Below are 17,264 nucleotides of genomic sequence, written 5' to 3' on the forward strand. Positions count from 1 at the left end.
ATTAACCAGAAAGACCATGAAAACTGTATCTCGCTCACACAAATTAGATAACGTTTGTTATGACATTCGCGGCCCCATTGCGGCACAAGCTAAAAAAATGGAAGATGAAGGCCACCGTATTTTAAAATTAAATATTGGTAACCCTGCCCCATTTGGCTTTGAAGCCCCCGACGATATCCTTAAAGACGTTATTCACAACCTGCCTACTTCCCAAGGATATTCAGATTCAACGGGAATTTACGCAGCACGTGTGGCAGTGATGCAATATTATCAACAGCGCAACATTCAGCATATTCGTGTAGACGATGTTTATATTGGTAACGGCGTTAGTGAATTGATAATGATGGCCATGCAAGCGCTACTCAATCATGGCGACGAAGTACTAATCCCAAGCCCAGATTATCCACTTTGGACCGCTGCAGTAAGCTTATCTTCGGGTTCACCGGTACACTATCGATGTGATGAACAAGCCGGCTGGTTTCCTGATTTAGATGATATCAAGAGTAAGATAACCAGTAAGACTCGTGCTATCGTACTTATCAACCCGAATAACCCCACCGGCGCGGTTTATGACAAAGCGCTATTACAAGACGTTGTCGATTTAGCCAGAGAACATGGCTTAGTGGTGTTTAGCGATGAAATCTACGATAAAATTTTATACGACGATGCCGAGCACACCTGTATAGCCTCTCTTGCTGACGATGTATTTTTCGTTACCTTTGGCGGACTGTCTAAAAACTACCGTGTAGCGGGCTTTCGTTCTGGCTGGTTGGTAGTGAGTGGGAACAAGCGCTTAGCACGGGACTATATAGAAGGTTTAAATATTTTATCGTCTATGAGGATGTGTGCAAATGTACCTTGTCAGAGTGCAATCCAGACCGCGTTAGGTGGATATCAGAGCATTAATGACTTAGTGAAAGACACTGGTCGCCTTCGCATTCAGCGTGATGTAGCGGTAGACATGCTTAACAGTATTGACGGTATACACTGCGTTAAGCCCAAAGGTGCTATGTATTGCTTCGCCCGAGTTGATGAGAAAAAATTCAATATAAACAATGATGAGCAGATGATTTTAGATTTGCTGCGTGCTGAAAAGATACTACTAGTACACGGTAAAGCGTTCAATCTGACAGATGGCATCTATTTCCGTTTAGTGTTTTTACCTCATAGTGATGTGCTAGTTCCGGCGCTTCACCGTATAGGTAACTTCTTTCAACACTATCAACAAGGCGCTTAACGTGTCAGATAAAAGCCATTTTTTTGCTCACCTTGCCCGATTAAAGCTCATTAATCGCTGGCCGCTTATGCACAATGTACGCACCGAAAACGTTCAGGAGCATAGTTTACAAGTGGCCATGGTGGCTCACGCCCTCGCCTTAATAAAGAACAAGTTTTTTGGCGGAACATTAAACGCAGAACGTATTGCTACCATTGCGATGTTTCATGATGTGTCTGAAGTGCTCACTGGCGACCTTCCAACACCGGTAAAATATTATAATCCAGACATAAAGCACGAATACAAAAAGATTGAAAAGATAGCCGAAAACATTTTAATCGACATGGCACCAGACGCATTTAAAGAAGATTACGCCTCACTGATTGATGCTAATTTTCACACTAAAGAAGAAGCCTTTATTGTTAAAGCTGCCGATGTACTGTGCGCCTATTTGAAAACCTTAGAAGAACTTTCAGCAGGAAACCAAGAATTCAAATTAGCTAAAAAACGGTTAGATAAGATTTTAAAAGAATACCATTCAGATGAAGTCGATTATTTCCTTACCCGTTATGTGCCTAGTTTTTCGCTCAGTTTAGACGAAATTACCCAGGAAGAAATTTAAAAAAGGAACGCACTGTGATAGTACAAAAATGGGAACAAGAATTACACGCTCGCAGACTGCCGCGCAGTGTTTCTCGCGACGGCGATCATCGCAATCCCTATCAGCGAGATAAAGCTCGCGTACTTCACAGTGCCGCTTTTAGGCGCTTACAGGCCAAAACCCAAGTATTGGGTGTTGGCCTAAGTGATTTTTATCGCACTCGCCTTACCCACTCTTTAGAAGCCGCGCAAATAGGTACCGGTATTACTGCGCAGCTATGCGGTAAGTTTCCAGATATCGCCAATAAATTAGCCCTTGATGCTACGCTGATTGAAACCTTGTGCTTAGCCCATGATATCGGTCACCCACCATTTGGGCACGGCGGTGAAATTGCCCTTCATTATATGATGCACGAACATGGTGGCTTTGAAGGCAACGGCCAAACCTTTCGCATTATTACTCAACTAGAGCCCTATACCGCCGAACATGGTATGAACTTGTGCCGACGAAGTGTATTAGGCTTGGTGAAATACCCCAACTTTATAGATACGTTACGCTCTCCTGATGTTAATGGTGAGCGCCCAGCGTCTTTGCGCCAAGTAAAAGCCAGCCAATGGCACCCGCCTAAAGGTTTATTTCGCTGCGATGAACCACTATTTGATTGGTTATTAGCACCTTTTAGTTTGCAAGACAAAGACAAACTAATGTCATTCAACCAATTTGATAACAAGCACAGTAAAACGCGCTTCAAGTCTTTTGACTGCTCAATCATGGAGCTTGCCGATGATATTGCTTATGCCATACACGATTTAGAAGACGCCATTGTAATGGACATGGTGAATCGACAAGACTTTATTAGCGATGTCACCCTTCCGCTAAAAGCATTGGGTATAAAATGGTTATCAGGCAACATTGATGAACTTACCGATAAGCTTTTCAGCAAAGCCCATCACGAGCGCAAAAATGCAATTGGCGCATTGGTAAACAGTTTCATTACTGCTATTGAAATTGCGGGTGTAGACGGTTTCGAACACCCCCTTCTAGCGTACAATGCTAAAATGCCTAACGACTTTGAGCGTGGCCTAGAACTATTCAAACGCTTTGTTTATAACAAAGTGATTCGCCGCCCCGATGTACAACAACTTGAGTACAAGGGCCAGTTAGTAGTGATGGAATTATTAGAAGCTTTTAGTTCTGATCCAGCGCGCCTGTTGCCCGAAAACACGCAAGAGCGCTGGTTAAAAGCGTGCGAACAAAATAACGGCATGCGCGTGCTTGCTGATTATATTTCCGGTATGACCGATGAATTTGCCTCTCGCTTATATGGCACACTCTTTTCTCCTCGACAAGGTGGCATTCAAGATAACTTTCACGGTTAGCGTTAAGCGTGGTACAAAGTTATTACGTTAAATTAAGCAGCACTAATCTTTAACGGCATCTGCAACGATTTGTGCATTTACAATTTGGTTCACACTCCCCTGAATAACCACGGTGGCTGATATTTTGTCCTGAATGGCTTGTCTGTTTGGGTCCCAGTACACCTGTAAAAAGCCTAATAACCCCGTCGCAAAACCTGCTCCGTAACCGCCGTACCGGCCAAAGCAATCAAGCATGCCAAGTGGCTCACCGCTTAGCGAAACCACGCGAATATTACATACTTTTTTACCTGGGGTTTGCCCGCGCCAAAGTAACGAGAACAAGGTAAAGTAAACAGCAGCCCAACCAAAACCTAGGCCTAGGTCTTGAATAATGCCTTTGCCCCACTGCAAAATACTGGTTACAGGTGTCGTGTTGCTTTCAGTTGTAACTTCGCGCGAAATGCTCTCTGGCGCTAAATCTATATTCTTAACATCATTTGCTGCAATAGGCTCATCATCTGCTATAGCCATTAAGTGCAATAGCGATCGAGTAACTTGAATACTTCCAGCGCCTTCAATTTCAGCAAGTTCAGGCAATTGAGCAACTAAATTAGCACTAGCAGCACTTTGGCAAATGTCATCGCAGTTTTTATCGTCGTCTGTCTGTGCTAAATAGGCACGTATTATTGATTTATCATACTCACTTAACTCATCTTTTTGTTCTGCTTTTTTTATTTGTGTTCCATGAACAGTACTATCGTCATCAAAAAAGTCTATCGCTAACGAGAGTACCGTTAGCGAGCTTACAAATAAAAAGCTTGCCGCAAAAAGCTTTAGGGCTCTGCGCCAAAACGGCGACATTTTAGGAAGGTACTGTTGTGCAGTGCCTTTATAAAAAGCCATAGCAGCAACAAAAGCAATTAACGTTGCGCTAAGCTTTGCAGCCATAAATATTAAAACGACATCAATGGTCATTGCCATTGCGCGTTTAATAGGAGGAGCTAAAGGGATGCCTAATAGCGCTTGATCAATTTTAAAGGCATACGGGGTGATCACATCTCTGGTTTCTGAGCCAGATAGCTCTGAGCCAGATAGCGCTAATTGCTCTATTTCGTTGGCTTTCATTTTTATACTTGTTATTAAAATAGATAAACCATTTAAGTTACGCGCTTTTTATTTTTAGCTCAAGCTAAAGCTATTGATTACTATGCACAAAAAAGCCTGATTAGTTCAATTGGTATCCCTTACTTACCATTGTGTCTCACTGTGTTCTTGGTAATACATGAAATTTTATTCTTAGTTGGTGGGTCTTTGTAGTTACGCAAAAATTTTTACTTATCGTTACAATAGTGCGTGTTTGTTGCCTTGTGCAATCTTAAAACCTTGCCTTCACGTAAGTAATGTAAGCTCGGCGCCTTCGCGCGACGTCGACGGTACTCTGCTAATCGATTTTTAATGTTAAAGCGCGCTCAATAATAGTGGTGTAAGTATGTCCAAACCTTTTAAACCATCAGTAAAGTTAACCGACAATCACGTAACCGATGAAAGTGTTTACTTTAATCGTCGCCAGTTACTAAAATCTCTTGGTTTTGTAGGTGCTTCTGCTCTGCTTTCAAACTCCGCGAATGCAGCAGGTTGGTTTTGGGAAGACGATGAAGAGCAAGCTGCGGCATTTAAAACCCAAGCGCTGAAATTTAGCCAACCAGAAAAATATCAAATTAGCGAAACTCAAACGCCAGAATCTAAAGCCACCTCTTACAATAACTTTTATGAGTTTGGCACTGCCAAAGACGAGCCAGTTAAAAACGCGCAAGAATTTGATACTTCTGAGTGGACATTAAAAGTCGATGGGTTGGTGAATAAACCGCTTACACTAAATCTTGATGATTTAACGAAACGCTTTCCTCTTGAAGAGCGTATCTATCGCCTTCGCTGTGTAGAAGCCTGGTCTATGGTTATTCCTTGGATTTGTTATGAGTTAGGCGCATTACTAAAAGCGGCAGAGCCCTTATCGTCAGCCAAATATGTCGCGTTTGAAACCCTATACGAACCTGAACAAATGCCGGGGCAGCGTAACCGTTTCTTGGGTGGGGGTATTGAATACCCTTATGTTGAAGGCCTGCGTTTAGATGAAGCCATGCACCCGCTTACGCTAATGTCGGTAGGGCTATATGGTAAAACCCTCCCGCCGCAAAATGGCGCGCCCGTTCGTTTAGTGGTGCCATGGAAATACGGCTTTAAAAGTATTAAGTCGATTGTTCGCATTCGGTTGACCGATAAACAGCCCCCCACTACGTGGAACCGCTTAGCATCTAACGAATACGGCTTTTACGCTAATGTGAATCCCAAAGTTTCACATCCTCGTTGGAGTCAAGCTAGCGAACGCCGTATTACCACTGGTGGCTTGTTATCACGCAATAGAATACCTACCGAAATGTACAATGGTTACAGCGAAGTAGCGCCGCTTTATGCAAACATGGATTTAACCCGTAACTTCTAATGAAAATATTCAAAAAACCCGTTCGTGTTTCAAATTTAACTCGCAGGTCATTAAAGGGCATCATTCATTTACTGGCACTTGGGTATTTAGTTGGCCTTTTTTACGCTGGCGTAACCGATAATTTAGGGCCCGACCCTGTTGATACGTTGCTAAACGAAACCGGTATATGGGCAATACACCTTTTACTTATTACGCTGATGTTAAGCCCATTAGCAAAAATACTGCCTAGCCCAGAGCCAATTAAATTCAGGCGAATGCTGGGGATATATAGCTTTGTGTATGCACTGTCGCATTTTGTGACTTACATCCTGTTCGAACTGCAACTAGACATGGGCTTGATTGCTACTGAGTTGGTTAAACGGCCCTATATTGTAGTAGGGCTTACCGCTTTGGTTTTACTCTTCGTATTAACAGTAACGTCTTTTCAGAAAATTCGTCGCAGTATGGGCAAGCGTTGGCAACACCTACACAACAGTATTTATATAATTGTGCCTTTGGTGTTACTGCACTTTTCGTGGTCTCAAAAAACCCTATGGCAAGAACCCATATGGTATTGGCTGTTTGCCTTTGTATTGTTATTCAACCGAATTAAAGGTTTGGTGACTACTGCACGAAAAAAACATGTTCGTAATAAAAACCGGAAACACGCTGTACAGACTTAACCAGTACTGGTGCAAAATTAGTGAGTGATAAAAAACAACAGCGCGGCATATCGCGCAGCTTTACTTATTCCCACAATCAGTAAGAAAAACCAAAAGCGCGTACGTAAGGTGCCTGCTAACAGAGTTAATGGGTCACCAATAATTGGCACCCAGGCTAGCAGTAAAGACCATTTCCCCCACTTTTTATACATGACTTCAGCCCGCATAAAGGTGGCGTGAGAAACGCGCAGCAACTTGGTCGCTGCCAATTGGCCGAAGCGAAAGCCCAAAACATAATTTACGATTGAACCCAACACATTACCTGCAGATGCAACAACCAGTAACACTAACGCAGATGAACCGTTTAGCGCCAAGGTGGTAAATACCAGTTCAGAACTTAAGGGTAATATTGTGGCAGCAAGAAACGCTGAAACAAACATACCAACATACCCTAATGTTATTAAACTGCTCACCGCAAATCATGCCTTATTTATTGTTACTAGGTTCACGTCATCGTGTTTAACCTAATGAAATTTTATGCGGTTGTAGTGTACCTAAGTCGCCAGTTTAGTCATTAAGTTTGCCAACAACGTAACGCAAGGAGCCTGCTCACCTTGGTATTGTTGAGCTTCTGTGCAAATAGTTCCCCCTCTTAACAGTGCTATAACCGTTCAAGCGCACTCCATAAAAAACCATTGTGTGAAAAAAACACAATTAAGTGCTTGCAATCCTTTCAACTTAAAACTACTGTATACACATACACACTGTATAGACAAACAGCTTTATCATTTAAACGCTCTTCAAGCCCGTATCTACGATAACTCGGGAATAAACTTACAAAAATAACTTATGAAAAGGTAACGCTATGAACACATCTCCAATTGCACGTTTACAGGCATTACGTACCTCAGTGACCAATAAGTCTGTTTCAAGCACGTCTATTTCAAACGTTGTACAACTCCCCTTACCTTTCGAAGGCTATCCAGGTGAAAGTAAAGGTGGCACAAGTAAGGGCTGGAATTATCTATTGGCCGACTCAGTGTCATTTTCAAAAGAAGTAAACCACGCTATTCGTATACAAAAACCTGAAAAGGAAAAAATGCCAGAGTGGATAAGCAAGCTGATAACCGGCGGCCAATGCAAAACACTGTATGTTGAAAATATTGATTTAGATTTGCAGCCTACCGACAGCGATATGATCAGAAAGCTTTGCGAACTTTATTCTGTATGTTTGGTAAATGTGCGAGTAGATTCAGCGTTAAATGAAGGCAACCTTGCAGAAGGGCCATGGTAATTCGTTTGATTAACCGTTAGCATTGCGCCCGAGTGCACGTTTACCTGCACATATATTCAATATGTGCACTGCTAACTTGGTTGTAAAAAATTATGCGATGTTTTTGCTGTTCAAATTTACCATTTTCTTCATGCTGTGAACCTTTTTTAAAAGGGCATGCCACACCTCAAACTGCTGCCCAGTTAATGCGCTCTCGTTTTTCTGCGTATGCCAGTAAGCAATTCGATTATGTACTGGCTACCTATACAAAAGTACGTCAACCGGAATTAAGTGTTAATGAATTAACTGCCAATGCAGCTAATGCTACGTGGTTTGCACTGGAAGTGGGTGAAACCCACAATGTGCCTCTTACTGCCCAAGCTGAAGGGCTTACTGAGGACATTATGCAAATTAATGAAGGTGCAACGGATACGGTAGATTTCACGGCTTATTATTTTGAAAATAAAAACCTATATCAGTTACATGAGACATCGAACTTTATTGTTGAAGATGGCAAATGGTGCTATCACGACGGGATACTCCATGATGACTGCGGCAAAGTAAAATACGGCCGTAACTTACCTTGCCTTTGCGGCAGTGGGAAAAAATTTAAGCAATGCTGTGCAACCAAAGCACGGTAAAAGCGCGGTAAAGCTTCATTAGCTGTGTGGCTGTATTCCCCTATCCCCTTTAATACAAAACGCTTTTACCCGGCGAACTAATAGTCACCCTGTCATTCAAAGTGTTCAAAACCCGAAGCAGATAAGTTCGAAGCAAACAAGTCTGCTGCTTCTGGCTTTTGAAGCATTTACCTCTATTCTTTTTATTCATTCTTTTTGCTCATTCTTTTTACTGATTGTGTTGAATTTTCACATCCTTTCACACAAGTAGATTGCTTTTACGGCACCGCTGTCATTATTCAAATTAAAACTTAAAACTGACAATTATGAGTAAAGTTCATAATTTAATGAAATTAAATCATTTTTATTCATCAGTTAATCTGCGTATAAAACCTTCTCTGCTCGACACAACTAACGTATTGCATTCGTTTTTAATTAGCTACTAGGCGCTTAATTAGAAAATACAGAACAGTTGAACTGAGCTAAAAATTTGGGTTTATGTTCACAAATGGAATGTCAGATCACCATGAATAACACTTTTACTTTTTCGCTTAAGCGCGTTTGTTTTGATGAGAACTACCGTCCATCTGACAACACACGCATCACTACTAACTTTGCTAACTTGGCTAGAGGTAGACGACGCCAGGATAATCTTCGAAACGCATTACAGATGATAGACAATCGTTTTAATGCTCTAGCGTATTGGGACAATGTTAGCGGCGATCGTTATTCGGCAAAGCTTGAAATCATTTCGGTTGATATTGATGTTGAAGGTAACGGCTGTACCTTTCCTACCATTGAAATACTAAAAACCAATATTCTTGATCGCAAAACCAATACGACTATTGAAGGAATTGTGGGGAACAACTTTTCGTCTTATGTACGAGACTACGACTTTAGCGTGATCTTATCTGAGCATAATAAAGACCGAGACCAGTTTAGCATTCCCAATGATTTTGGTGATTTGCACGGGAAGATGTTTAAAGCATTCGTGAACTCAGACGTTTACAAAGAAAGTTTCAGTAAGTTACCTGTTATCTGCCTGAGTGTGTCGGAAAACAAAACTTACCAAAGAACGGAAAATCAGCACCCTGTATTAGGTATTGAATACCAGCCTAATAGCGCTTCGTTAACCGAGCAGTATTTCCAAAAGATGGGACTGCAGGTTCGTTATTTCATGCCGCCTAATAGCGTTGCCCCTTTGGCATTCTATCATTTTGGTGACTTGCTAAACGATTACACCAATCTTGAATTGATAAGCACGATTAGCACCATGGAAACCTTCCAAAAGATTTATCGCCCTGAGATTTATAACGCAAACGCGGTCGCCGGTAGAGTGTATCAGCCGAATTTAAAACACCAAGATCATTCACTCACACAAATAGAATATGACCGAGAAGAACGCAATCACTTAGCGGCTCAACAAGGTAAGTTTGTTGAAGAAAATTTCATCAAGCCTTACCACAATATTCTTCAACAATGGTCTGCAAACTGCGCCCTTTAACTCATTCAAACGTGTAGTACTTATTATGAAAAAATTATTACCTACTTCAATTGCCGGCAGTCTGCCTAAACCGTCTTGGCTTGCGCAACCTGAAACACTTTGGTCACCTTGGAAATTAGACGGTGATGAACTGACTCAGGGCAAACAAGACGCCTTACGCTTGTCGTTACTCAATCAGCAACAATCTGGCGTTGATATCATTAGCGATGGTGAACAAACTCGCCAACACTTTGTTACCACCTTTATTGAACATTTAAACGGTGTTGATTTTCAGCAGCGTAAAACGGTAAAAATCCGTGACAGATATGATGCCAGTGTGCCTATGGTGGTTGGTGAGGTGACTCGTCAAAAAGCTGTGTTTGTTGATGATGCCAAGTTTTTACGTCAACAAACTAGCCAACCAATTAAATGGGCACTTCCCGGCCCAATGACGATGGTAGATACCCTGTACGATAGTCACTATAAAAGTCGTGAAAAGCTAGCATGGGAGTTTGCCAAAATATTAAATCAAGAAGCGAAAGAACTGGAAGCCGCAGGCGTTGATATTATTCAGTTTGATGAGCCTGCATTTAATGTATTTTTCGATGAGGTGAATGACTGGGGCATTGCGGCACTTGAACGTGCTGCAGAAGGGTTAAAATGTGAAACTGCCGTTCATATTTGCTATGGCTATGGCATTAAAGCCAACACCGATTGGAAAAAGTCACTAGGTGATGAATGGAGACAGTACGAAGAAATTTTTCCAAAACTGCAATCGTCCTCTATCGACCTTATTTCGCTAGAGTGTCAAAATTCTCGGGTTCCCATGGAACTAATCGAGCTGCTTCGTGGGAAAAAAGTGATGGTTGGTGCTATAGACGTAGCCACCAATGCTATTGAAACACCAGAAGAAGTCGCTAATACCCTAAGAAAAGCCTTACAGTTCGTTGATGCTGACAAACTATACCCTTGTACTAACTGTGGCATGGTGCCGTTATCACAACATGTAACACGCGGAAAACTCAACGCATTGAGTGCAGGGGCCGAAATCATTAGACAAGAATTAACGCGTTAATGCTACCGCCCTGATAGCGATTACAGAGCTGACATTGAGTTTGCATCTATTCGCCACTCAACTTTTTTGTCAGCTCTGTTTAATCCGCTAGCCAATGGATAATGTTAAGTAAAAATCGTTCGTTTTGTTCAGCTCCTACCGACCTCATACCATGCTTCGCTCCTGTGTTCGTATCAACCTGTGAAGAAAACATCATACCCTCAGAAAACACCGCAACCCGCCCTTTACCCAATTCCAACAAGGCACCTTGACTCCAGCCTTCGATGGCACTTCGGCGTGTGCTTGACGTTATTTCAAAAGGAACTTCTGGCTCAATAGATACAGTACGTGGCCCAAGGGTTAACAGTGAAGTGGCCTCTTCTGGTGGTAAAAAGGCAGCGCCGCCGAAAGTTTTAACTTGTATCACTTCTTTTACGTGCAACTGACTGTTTAATACTGATGTGAATGCGCCATTTTGACTTTCTTGCATAAATACAGGAAGTTCGACATGGTTTGGGTGTTTGGCTTCTGGATTGGCTTCAGAATTGGCATTAGCGCTAGAATTATCATCTTGCTTAGCATTTTCATGTGCATAGGTTACTTCATGGCTAATCAGCGTACCCGTGGCCTTGCTAAATAGTGTTGCTTTGACGTGGCCATTAGTAAAAGTGAAGCCCAACGCTGTTGCTAGGCTTTCTATTACTTTCGGAAAAGGGGCGTGATCGGCAATAAGAAAAAGTGAGCCGCCATTTCGTACCCATTCAATAACAACAGATACTTCATCATTAGTCAGCGCTTGATTAAAAGGGGGTTGCCAGTTGCTTCGCTTTTTATCAAGGGCGTTGGCGATAACAAGAATATCCACATTTTTAAGGGCCTGTTGGCTGAAACTTACCTTGTTTGATTCAACCGTGACTCCATCGCTGAGCAACACCTGAGCAAAGGGTTTGAAACGATTATTGATGGTGAGAAAGTTGTGGTGAGCTTCATCGACCTGTACCACTGGGCTGGCATTTGAGGTGTAAGTTGCTGTCCGCTTGCAGGGTTCAAATGTCGCGTCTGCTTGTTGGGGGCTGTCAGAGCAAGAAGACACTAAAAGCACATTGAAAAGAATCGCCAGTCTCGCCATAGTTTTCATTAACACGTCCTTATGAATAATTTCTAGAGTAAAAAAAATAAAATAAAGCCAAATATTTCATAGCGTTAAAGGCACTTTCGACTTTAATTAGATTATTTTTCAATCATTTTGTAATTTTTATTTTTTGCCCGTGACTATAGCTTTGAAGGTTAATTAATAATCACCAAAGCATATACAGGGAATCACGATGACGGCACAAACTTCAGGCAATCAAAATGAGCTAGCGTTACAAGCCCCCCAAACATACGAAAACAATACCTATGGGAAAAATACAGGGCGTTTAGATAACAAGGCGTGGCTTCAACAAGGGTGGCAATTATTTAAGCAAGCCCCTTTTTCATTATTTGTTCTTATGCTGAGCCCGTTAATTATTGAAGGTATTATACAGCTATTACCTGCGCAACTAATACCTGATCCCCTACTAGCAGCCCCCATGTCCATAATGCTTTCAAAATGGATAATGGTGCCTGTTATTGGCGCTACTTGGCTATGCATTCATAACTTGGCGACAAAAGGGAAATTATGGTCGTTCTCTGCAATAAGCAATGCATCGTGGGGTAAATTTCTACTTATTAGCCCTCTCCTTTTGCTGCCGTTTTTAAGTCAGCTTTTGTTTTCTTGGGTACTACTTGGAAGTAGCGGTGTAGATTTGCTTTTATTCCAAAAGCTTATTGATATAAGCGCCCACACGTTAGGTTTACTATTCTCATCGGCAGTGCCATTTATTATGCTATTTCTGTTTGTTGCACCACTAATGTTAATAGCTAAACGCACTTTTAAACAAAGTATGGCAACAACCTTTTCGATTGTTTCTGCACAGCCTAGTGCTTTCGCCATGTTAGCTGCACTAAACACCTTGGTTATTTATTTTGCGCCACACATCTTTGGTTTGTCTGTGTTACTTGCATGTCCAGTACTTGCTTGTATCCATTATGGTGCTGTTAAGCCACATCTAGCGCATAAATAACCTTTAAAATAGAACGAAACAAGGCCGCTAATGTCAGCGGCCTCGTTTACCTTTGCCAATGTTTCACTTATACCGCTTTTCGCAAATAGACGTTGTAAATCATTGCTATCAATAGGCATACGCCAGCTGGCGCAATAAGCGAAAAGAACTGAAACATGCCAAACAGAATTGCCCCCGCTGTGCCACCAAAAATGAAACCGGTAATAATTAACAAGAATAGCTTGGCTTTTCTGGTATCTAGCTTTTCCCCTCGGCACAGGGCCCCAAGCATAATGCCTAAATCGGTGAAAATACCAGTAACATGAGTGGTGCGAATAATAGCCCCGCTATAGGTTGTAGCTAACGCATTTTGAAGCCCACAAGCCGCTGAGGCAAAAAAATGCCCAATAAACTGTTCGTTATACAAAAACGCCAACGCAATAAGCAATAAAAGTGCTTCTATCACAAGGGCAGTATCGTAATGCCGGCCAAGTTTCAATGTAAAACCATGCAGTAAGAAGCCAGCAATGGAAGCGCCTGCAAGAAAGGAAAGCAAAACCCCTACAAGATGAAATGCATTTTGCAGAGACCCTTGGTAAACACCAGTACCTAGCAGGGTTGCAGTACCCGATAGATGCGAGACAGATTGATGGTCAAACCCAAGTAGTCCAATCGCATTCACATACCCAGCCACCAGCGCCAAGATAAATGCGCCGAACTCTACCCACTTAGGAAGCTGAGAAATCATAATCCCTCGTCGTGTTACTACTCAGATTAGGCTAGGATACTCGCTAGTAGAGAAAGTCAAACTGACCGACATCAATAAAACTGCCAAAATAAATTTTTTATCAGCAACAATGACATAGCTTAAACCACATAGACTAACGCAGTAACAAGTCACCTTGTACAGGAACATATTTGCTGGCAGCCTTTATAAGAGAAACCGAAGTGAGTTCTTGAACGCCGTACACTTCCACCTCTTTACCTTTATCAACAAGCTTACTGGCCAATATATCGAAATCACCATCTCCTGTAGCAAACACAATGGTGTCAGCGAGATCAGCATACTCCATAGCGTCAATCGTTATACCCACATCCCAATCGCCTTTCGCTGAACCATCTGCTCGCTGAATGAAAGGTTTTAACTTAACTTCAAAGCCAATACCACGGAGTATATTTTGAAACTCTCGCTGTTTTGTGTCGCCTCGCTCAATAGCATACGCCACTGCTTTCACCACGTTTCTACCTTCGGTAGCCAAGCGCCAAAATTGATTGTAATCAAAATTGCACTTATGAATTTGTCGCGTGGTGTAGTAAATATTTTGCACGTCGACGAAAAGCGCAACGTTATCCATGGTTAGTCCTTTTTGATGTTGTTTGTTAGCTTGCCTATTACACGAGTAGATTAGCTAAATGTACGAATATATAACGCTTCTACTTTGTCTCTCGCCCACTGAGTTTTGCGCAAAAACTTAAGCGAAGATTTCACAGAAGGGTCGTTGTTAAAACAGTTCACCCTAATTTCAGAGTACAAGCCTTCCCATTGATAATGTTCAACGAGACGAACAAGAATTTTTTCAAGGGTAAGCCCGTGAAGAGGATTATTTGGCTGCTGTTGGTTCATAATGCTAATTCCGAATAGAAACAAATACGTATCGCGATTAACCAGCTCGCTAGTACGTTGATTTTGTTATTTTAACAGAGTATGTTGGCATTCCCTTCGAAAAATTCGAAGTAACTAGCGTAAGCATATATATAAAACCGATAAAACAAGGAAAGTTGTATGAGTAACAACATCAATGATGACCATGACGTCAGCAAAGAAAATGAAAGTATTCAAGAATATTGGGGTATGCCACTTAACACCTATTGCATGCTTATTCACCTTAGCCAGTTAACCAGTATTATAGTGCCTGGTTTAGGGTTAATCCTGCCCATCGTTATGTGGGCTGTGAATAAAGATAAGCACCAAGATATTGATATGCATGGAAAGGTCACCGTTAATTGGTTAATCAGCTTATTTGTTTACTCGCTTATTTGTGGCCTGCTCACGTTAATCATTATTGGTATGTTTGGATTAGTGATCCTTGCTATTTTGAACTTCATTTTCGCTATTGTTGCCGCGATAAAAGCCAACAAGGGCGAATTATGGGTGTACCCACTTAGCATTAGGTTTATTAAATAACGTATGAACATGTTCCATAAGCCTTGCTTCTGATTCTTGTGTGAGTCTTCTAAATGAGCCCTTTGATAACAATTAAGCAAGACGACCTTAGCAGCGGCGACGTTATCGCCCTGCTAGAAGAGCACTTAAAAGACATGTACGCCACGTCTCCCCCAGAAAGCGTGCATGCCTTAGATGTTAAGGCGTTGAAGTCGCCTAACATTACCTTTTTTAGTGCATGGGAAGGCGAACTATTAGCCGGATGCGTAGCCATCAGAAAGCTCAGTAACACTGAAGCAGAATTAAAATCTATGCGTACCAGCGCCATGTTTCGTAAGAAAGGTATAGCAAGTCAATTGCTTACCTTCGTAATTGAATTCGCTGCAGCAAACGGTTACCAAACGTTAAGCCTGGAAACGGGCACGCAAGACTATTTCAACGCCGCCCGGCGGTTATATTCAAAACATGGTTTTAAGGCCTGTGACCCTTTCGGGGAATATCAGCTTGATCCCAATAGCCACTTTATGACCAAGCTGATATTCCCCGAAAGGGCCCCTGTAATTAGAAAACAATAAAGCCCGCTACTTCAGTATCCTTTCCTATCCTTTGCTGATTTCAAAGACATACAACAGCAAGCCCCTGAAGTGGAAGCACAAGCCGACAAGCGTATCGAAAAAACATAACAATTTGTTTGCATTGCATATCCCTGCTATTCCCGCCAAAATGCCAATATAACATCCAACTGAAATGTCTGTATTTTGACCACGCTATCGCTACACCACTACCAAGTAAAACTAGATAACAACTTCACCACCCCTGCCTTTACTTTTACCGTTAATCAAGGTGAGCATGTATTAATTGCTGGGCGAAACCGTGCAGGAAAATCCTTGCTTATGGCAGCATTAGCCGGTCGCGGAAAGCCGCTTGCTGGTACACGCTCATTGAATGTATCGGTTGCTGAAGTCAGCGTAGCCGTTCAGCACGCGATGATTCTTGAAGAAAAACAAAAAGACAGTGCAGATCTTCTCGATATTGTGGCTGAGCCTACCTTAGTGCACGAGCTTTTAAGCAAAGCAAATTCTGACTATCAACAACACAGCGCGTATAAAATCTTATCAACCGCCTTGCAGGTTGCCCATTTACTCAATACGGCCTTTCTTTCACTGTCTACCGGTGAAACACGCAAAGTCCTCTTGTTACTAGCTTGGGTGAGCAATGCCGACGTAATTTTAGTTGACGAACCTTTTGAAGGGCTAGATAAAGACGCACGGGCACGTTTCAACACCTTCTTAAGCCAACAAACACAGTCCACCTTAGTGATTACCGCAAATACAGTGCGCGACGTGCCGAATGTGGCATGTAAGTTAGTCTTGGTTGAGGCATTACAAATTGTATCGTGTAGCGACGACCGCTTGGCACCTGAAGCGTTAGTTAACCATTTATCGTCGTGGTTCAGTTTAAGTACGGCTGAACCAACATTGCCACCTAGCACCGAAACGTCTAAAACCTTTGCCAAAGACGAGCCGTTAATTGCGCTTCGAAATGGGTTTGTTAAGTACGATGACAACACCGTATTCAAAGATTTAGATTTTATGGTTTACCCGGACCAGCATTGGCAAATTTCTGGGCCCAACGGATCTGGAAAAACCTGCTTGCTAACCATGATTACAGGCGATAACCCTCACTGCTACACCAATGATTTAACCTTGTTTGGTATAAAGCGAGGGTCTGGGGAAAGTATATGGGATATCAAACAACACATTGGCATTATGTCAAACGCACTGCACATGCAGTACCGGGTAAATTGCAGCGCTCACAATGTAGTGACCTCTGGCTTTTACGATAGCATCGGACTTTATACCATGCCGACCAATGCTGAAAATGCGATTGCCGATGCATGGCTTAATATAATAGGCTTTACCGATAACAAACACACACCGTTCAACAGCCTTTCTTTTGGTGAACAGCGATTATTACTTATTGTTCGCGCCATGGTGAAGCACCCTGTGGTGTTAATACTTGATGAGCCTTGTAATGGGTTAGATGATATAAATCGCACCAATGTGCTGGCATTAATAAAGCTTTTAGCAGCATCGAACCACACCACCCTGCTTTATGTTACTCACATAGCCGATGAGGCGATTGAGGGTATTGATAACGTGCTTGATATGCGAGATTACCAAGGATAACTGCCTTATATGTATTTGATTCTCGTGAAGCGGTTTCCGTATGTCGCTTTGTGGATAAGGATTTTGTGGATACGGCTTCCA

General features: G+C 42.2%; 19 protein-coding genes. 13 read left to right on the plus strand and 6 right to left on the minus strand.

From position 1 onward, the window contains the following. Nucleotides 1–16 precede the first annotated feature (16 nt). Genes JKP82_RS12260 through JKP82_RS12270 form a run of 3 tightly spaced genes read left to right on the plus strand, consistent with a single transcriptional unit; the run spans nt 17 to nt 3,196 of the window. Nucleotides 17–1,237, plus strand: coding sequence for a pyridoxal phosphate-dependent aminotransferase (locus JKP82_RS12260; RefSeq protein WP_159530663.1), 1,221 nt, complete (start codon nt 17–19; stop codon nt 1,235–1,237). Between the two features lies 1 nt (nt 1,238). Then, on the plus strand, nt 1,239–1,838 hold the full coding sequence (gene yfbR, locus JKP82_RS12265) for a 5'-deoxynucleotidase (protein WP_218397199.1): 600 nt from the start codon (nt 1,239–1,241) through the stop codon (nt 1,836–1,838). Nucleotides 1,839–1,852: 14 nt separating this feature from the next. Then, nucleotides 1,853–3,196, plus strand: coding sequence for an anti-phage deoxyguanosine triphosphatase (locus tag JKP82_RS12270; RefSeq protein ID WP_218397201.1), 1,344 nt, complete (start codon nt 1,853–1,855; stop codon nt 3,194–3,196). 42 nt (nt 3,197–3,238) lie between these two features. Here the strand turns inward: JKP82_RS12270 and JKP82_RS12275 are convergent, their stop codons facing one another. Next, nucleotides 3,239–4,300, minus strand: a complete 1,062-nt coding sequence (locus JKP82_RS12275; protein ID WP_218397203.1) for an RDD family protein — start codon at nt 4,298–4,300, stop codon at nt 3,239–3,241. Between the two features lie 364 nt (nt 4,301–4,664). Here JKP82_RS12275 and msrP point away from each other — a divergent pair, with 364 nt between their 5' ends. Together msrP and msrQ are read left to right on the plus strand one after the other, a co-directional pair. Further along, nucleotides 4,665–5,675: a protein-methionine-sulfoxide reductase catalytic subunit MsrP gene (msrP, locus tag JKP82_RS12280; RefSeq protein ID WP_218397205.1), complete on the plus strand. Its 1,011-nt coding sequence runs from the start codon at nt 4,665–4,667 to the stop codon at nt 5,673–5,675. Then, nucleotides 5,675–6,337: a protein-methionine-sulfoxide reductase heme-binding subunit MsrQ gene (gene msrQ, locus JKP82_RS12285; RefSeq protein WP_218397207.1), complete on the plus strand. Its 663-nt coding sequence runs from the start codon at nt 5,675–5,677 to the stop codon at nt 6,335–6,337. Before msrP ends, msrQ begins: the two co-directional genes overlap by 1 nt. A 17-nt stretch (nt 6,338–6,354) precedes the next feature. On the opposite strand, the gene JKP82_RS12290 is transcribed toward msrQ, so the two are convergent. Then, entirely contained in the window at nt 6,355–6,789 is a 435-nt protein-coding gene (locus tag JKP82_RS12290) for a YqaA family protein (protein WP_373996601.1), read from the minus strand. A 392-nt stretch (nt 6,790–7,181) separates the two neighbouring features. Here JKP82_RS12290 and JKP82_RS12295 point away from each other — a divergent pair, with 392 nt between their 5' ends. The 4 genes from JKP82_RS12295 to JKP82_RS12310 all read left to right on the plus strand — a co-directional run bounded on the left by JKP82_RS12295 (nt 7,182) and on the right by JKP82_RS12310 (nt 10,767). After that, nucleotides 7,182–7,610 carry a deoxyguanosinetriphosphate triphosphohydrolase gene (locus tag JKP82_RS12295; RefSeq protein ID WP_218397209.1) on the plus strand — a complete coding sequence of 143 codons (429 nt, stop codon included), beginning with the start codon at nt 7,182–7,184 and terminating at the stop codon, nt 7,608–7,610. A 92-nt stretch (nt 7,611–7,702) separates the two neighbouring features. Next, nucleotides 7,703–8,230, plus strand: a complete 528-nt coding sequence (locus JKP82_RS12300) for a YchJ family protein (RefSeq protein ID WP_159530675.1) — start codon at nt 7,703–7,705, stop codon at nt 8,228–8,230. Nucleotides 8,231–8,735: 505 nt separating this feature from the next. Beyond that, on the plus strand, nt 8,736–9,713 hold the full coding sequence (locus JKP82_RS12305) for a DUF1852 domain-containing protein (protein ID WP_218397211.1): 978 nt from the start codon (nt 8,736–8,738) through the stop codon (nt 9,711–9,713). A 25-nt stretch (nt 9,714–9,738) separates the two neighbouring features. Beyond that, nucleotides 9,739–10,767 carry a methionine synthase gene (locus JKP82_RS12310; RefSeq protein WP_218397212.1) on the plus strand — a complete coding sequence of 343 codons (1,029 nt, stop codon included), beginning with the start codon at nt 9,739–9,741 and terminating at the stop codon, nt 10,765–10,767. A gap of 79 nt (nt 10,768–10,846) precedes the next feature. Here JKP82_RS12310 and JKP82_RS12315 read toward each other — a convergent pair whose 3' ends face one another. Next, nucleotides 10,847–11,884 (minus strand): DUF4350 domain-containing protein, encoded by a 1,038-nt coding sequence (locus JKP82_RS12315; protein ID WP_218397214.1) that lies wholly within the window; start codon nt 11,882–11,884, stop codon nt 10,847–10,849. Between the two features lie 187 nt (nt 11,885–12,071). On the opposite strand from JKP82_RS12315, the gene JKP82_RS12320 reads away from it, so the two are divergent. Continuing rightward, nucleotides 12,072–12,851 carry a hypothetical protein gene (locus tag JKP82_RS12320; protein WP_218397216.1) on the plus strand — a complete coding sequence of 260 codons (780 nt, stop codon included), beginning with the start codon at nt 12,072–12,074 and terminating at the stop codon, nt 12,849–12,851. 67 nt (nt 12,852–12,918) lie between these two features. On the opposite strand, the gene JKP82_RS12325 is transcribed toward JKP82_RS12320, so the two are convergent. From JKP82_RS12325 to JKP82_RS12335, 3 genes are all read right to left on the minus strand, one after another. Further along, the gene (locus JKP82_RS12325) at nt 12,919–13,578 is read right to left on the minus strand and encodes a YoaK family protein (protein WP_218397218.1); all 660 of its coding nucleotides are present in this window, start codon (nt 13,576–13,578) and stop codon (nt 12,919–12,921) included. Between the two features lie 133 nt (nt 13,579–13,711). Next, complete coding sequence (locus tag JKP82_RS12330) at nt 13,712–14,185, minus strand: LabA-like NYN domain-containing protein (protein WP_126872244.1); 474 nt, start codon at nt 14,183–14,185, stop codon at nt 13,712–13,714. A 50-nt stretch (nt 14,186–14,235) separates the two neighbouring features. Beyond that, complete coding sequence (locus tag JKP82_RS12335) at nt 14,236–14,454, minus strand: VF530 family protein (protein WP_013784337.1); 219 nt, start codon at nt 14,452–14,454, stop codon at nt 14,236–14,238. Nucleotides 14,455–14,613: 159 nt separating this feature from the next. Here JKP82_RS12335 and JKP82_RS12340 point away from each other — a divergent pair, with 159 nt between their 5' ends. From JKP82_RS12340 to JKP82_RS12350, 3 genes are all read left to right on the plus strand, one after another. Beyond that, complete coding sequence (locus JKP82_RS12340) at nt 14,614–15,015, plus strand: DUF4870 domain-containing protein (protein WP_159530685.1); 402 nt, start codon at nt 14,614–14,616, stop codon at nt 15,013–15,015. A 65-nt stretch (nt 15,016–15,080) separates the two neighbouring features. Further along, nucleotides 15,081–15,569, plus strand: a complete 489-nt coding sequence (locus tag JKP82_RS12345) for a GNAT family N-acetyltransferase (protein WP_159534531.1) — start codon at nt 15,081–15,083, stop codon at nt 15,567–15,569. Between the two features lie 183 nt (nt 15,570–15,752). Further along, the gene (locus JKP82_RS12350; protein WP_218397220.1) at nt 15,753–17,183 is read left to right on the plus strand and encodes an ATP-binding cassette domain-containing protein; all 1,431 of its coding nucleotides are present in this window, start codon (nt 15,753–15,755) and stop codon (nt 17,181–17,183) included. The last annotated feature ends 81 nt before the right edge of the window (nt 17,184–17,264 follow it).

Source organism: Alteromonas lipotrueae (assembly GCF_019249215.1).
Lineage (GTDB): Bacteria > Pseudomonadota > Gammaproteobacteria > Enterobacterales > Alteromonadaceae > Alteromonas > Alteromonas lipotrueae.

Bases quoted from the DNA above. Each gene is read 5' to 3' on its own strand.
- JKP82_RS12295 (WP_218397209.1), top strand. From the start codon at position 7,182: ATGAACACATCTCCAATTGCACGTTTACAGGCATTACGTACCTCAGTG.
- JKP82_RS12275 (WP_218397203.1), bottom strand. From the start codon at position 4,300: ATGAAAGCCAACGAAATAGAGCAATTAGCGCTATCTGGCTCAGAGCTA.
- JKP82_RS12320 (WP_218397216.1), top strand. From the start codon at position 12,072: ATGACGGCACAAACTTCAGGCAATCAAAATGAGCTAGCGTTACAAGCC.
- JKP82_RS12315 (WP_218397214.1), bottom strand. From the start codon at position 11,884: ATGAAAACTATGGCGAGACTGGCGATTCTTTTCAATGTGCTTTTAGTG.
- msrP (WP_218397205.1), top strand. From the start codon at position 4,665: ATGTCCAAACCTTTTAAACCATCAGTAAAGTTAACCGACAATCACGTA.
- msrQ (WP_218397207.1), top strand. From the start codon at position 5,675: ATGAAAATATTCAAAAAACCCGTTCGTGTTTCAAATTTAACTCGCAGG.
- JKP82_RS12325 (WP_218397218.1), bottom strand. From the start codon at position 13,578: ATGATTTCTCAGCTTCCTAAGTGGGTAGAGTTCGGCGCATTTATCTTG.
- JKP82_RS12305 (WP_218397211.1), top strand. From the start codon at position 8,736: ATGAATAACACTTTTACTTTTTCGCTTAAGCGCGTTTGTTTTGATGAG.
- JKP82_RS12310 (WP_218397212.1), top strand. From the start codon at position 9,739: ATGAAAAAATTATTACCTACTTCAATTGCCGGCAGTCTGCCTAAACCG.
- JKP82_RS12330 (WP_126872244.1), bottom strand. From the start codon at position 14,185: ATGGATAACGTTGCGCTTTTCGTCGACGTGCAAAATATTTACTACACC.
- JKP82_RS12335 (WP_013784337.1), bottom strand. From the start codon at position 14,454: ATGAACCAACAGCAGCCAAATAATCCTCTTCACGGGCTTACCCTTGAA.
- JKP82_RS12300 (WP_159530675.1), top strand. From the start codon at position 7,703: ATGCGATGTTTTTGCTGTTCAAATTTACCATTTTCTTCATGCTGTGAA.
- JKP82_RS12260 (WP_159530663.1), top strand. From the start codon at position 17: ATGAAAACTGTATCTCGCTCACACAAATTAGATAACGTTTGTTATGAC.
- JKP82_RS12340 (WP_159530685.1), top strand. From the start codon at position 14,614: ATGAGTAACAACATCAATGATGACCATGACGTCAGCAAAGAAAATGAA.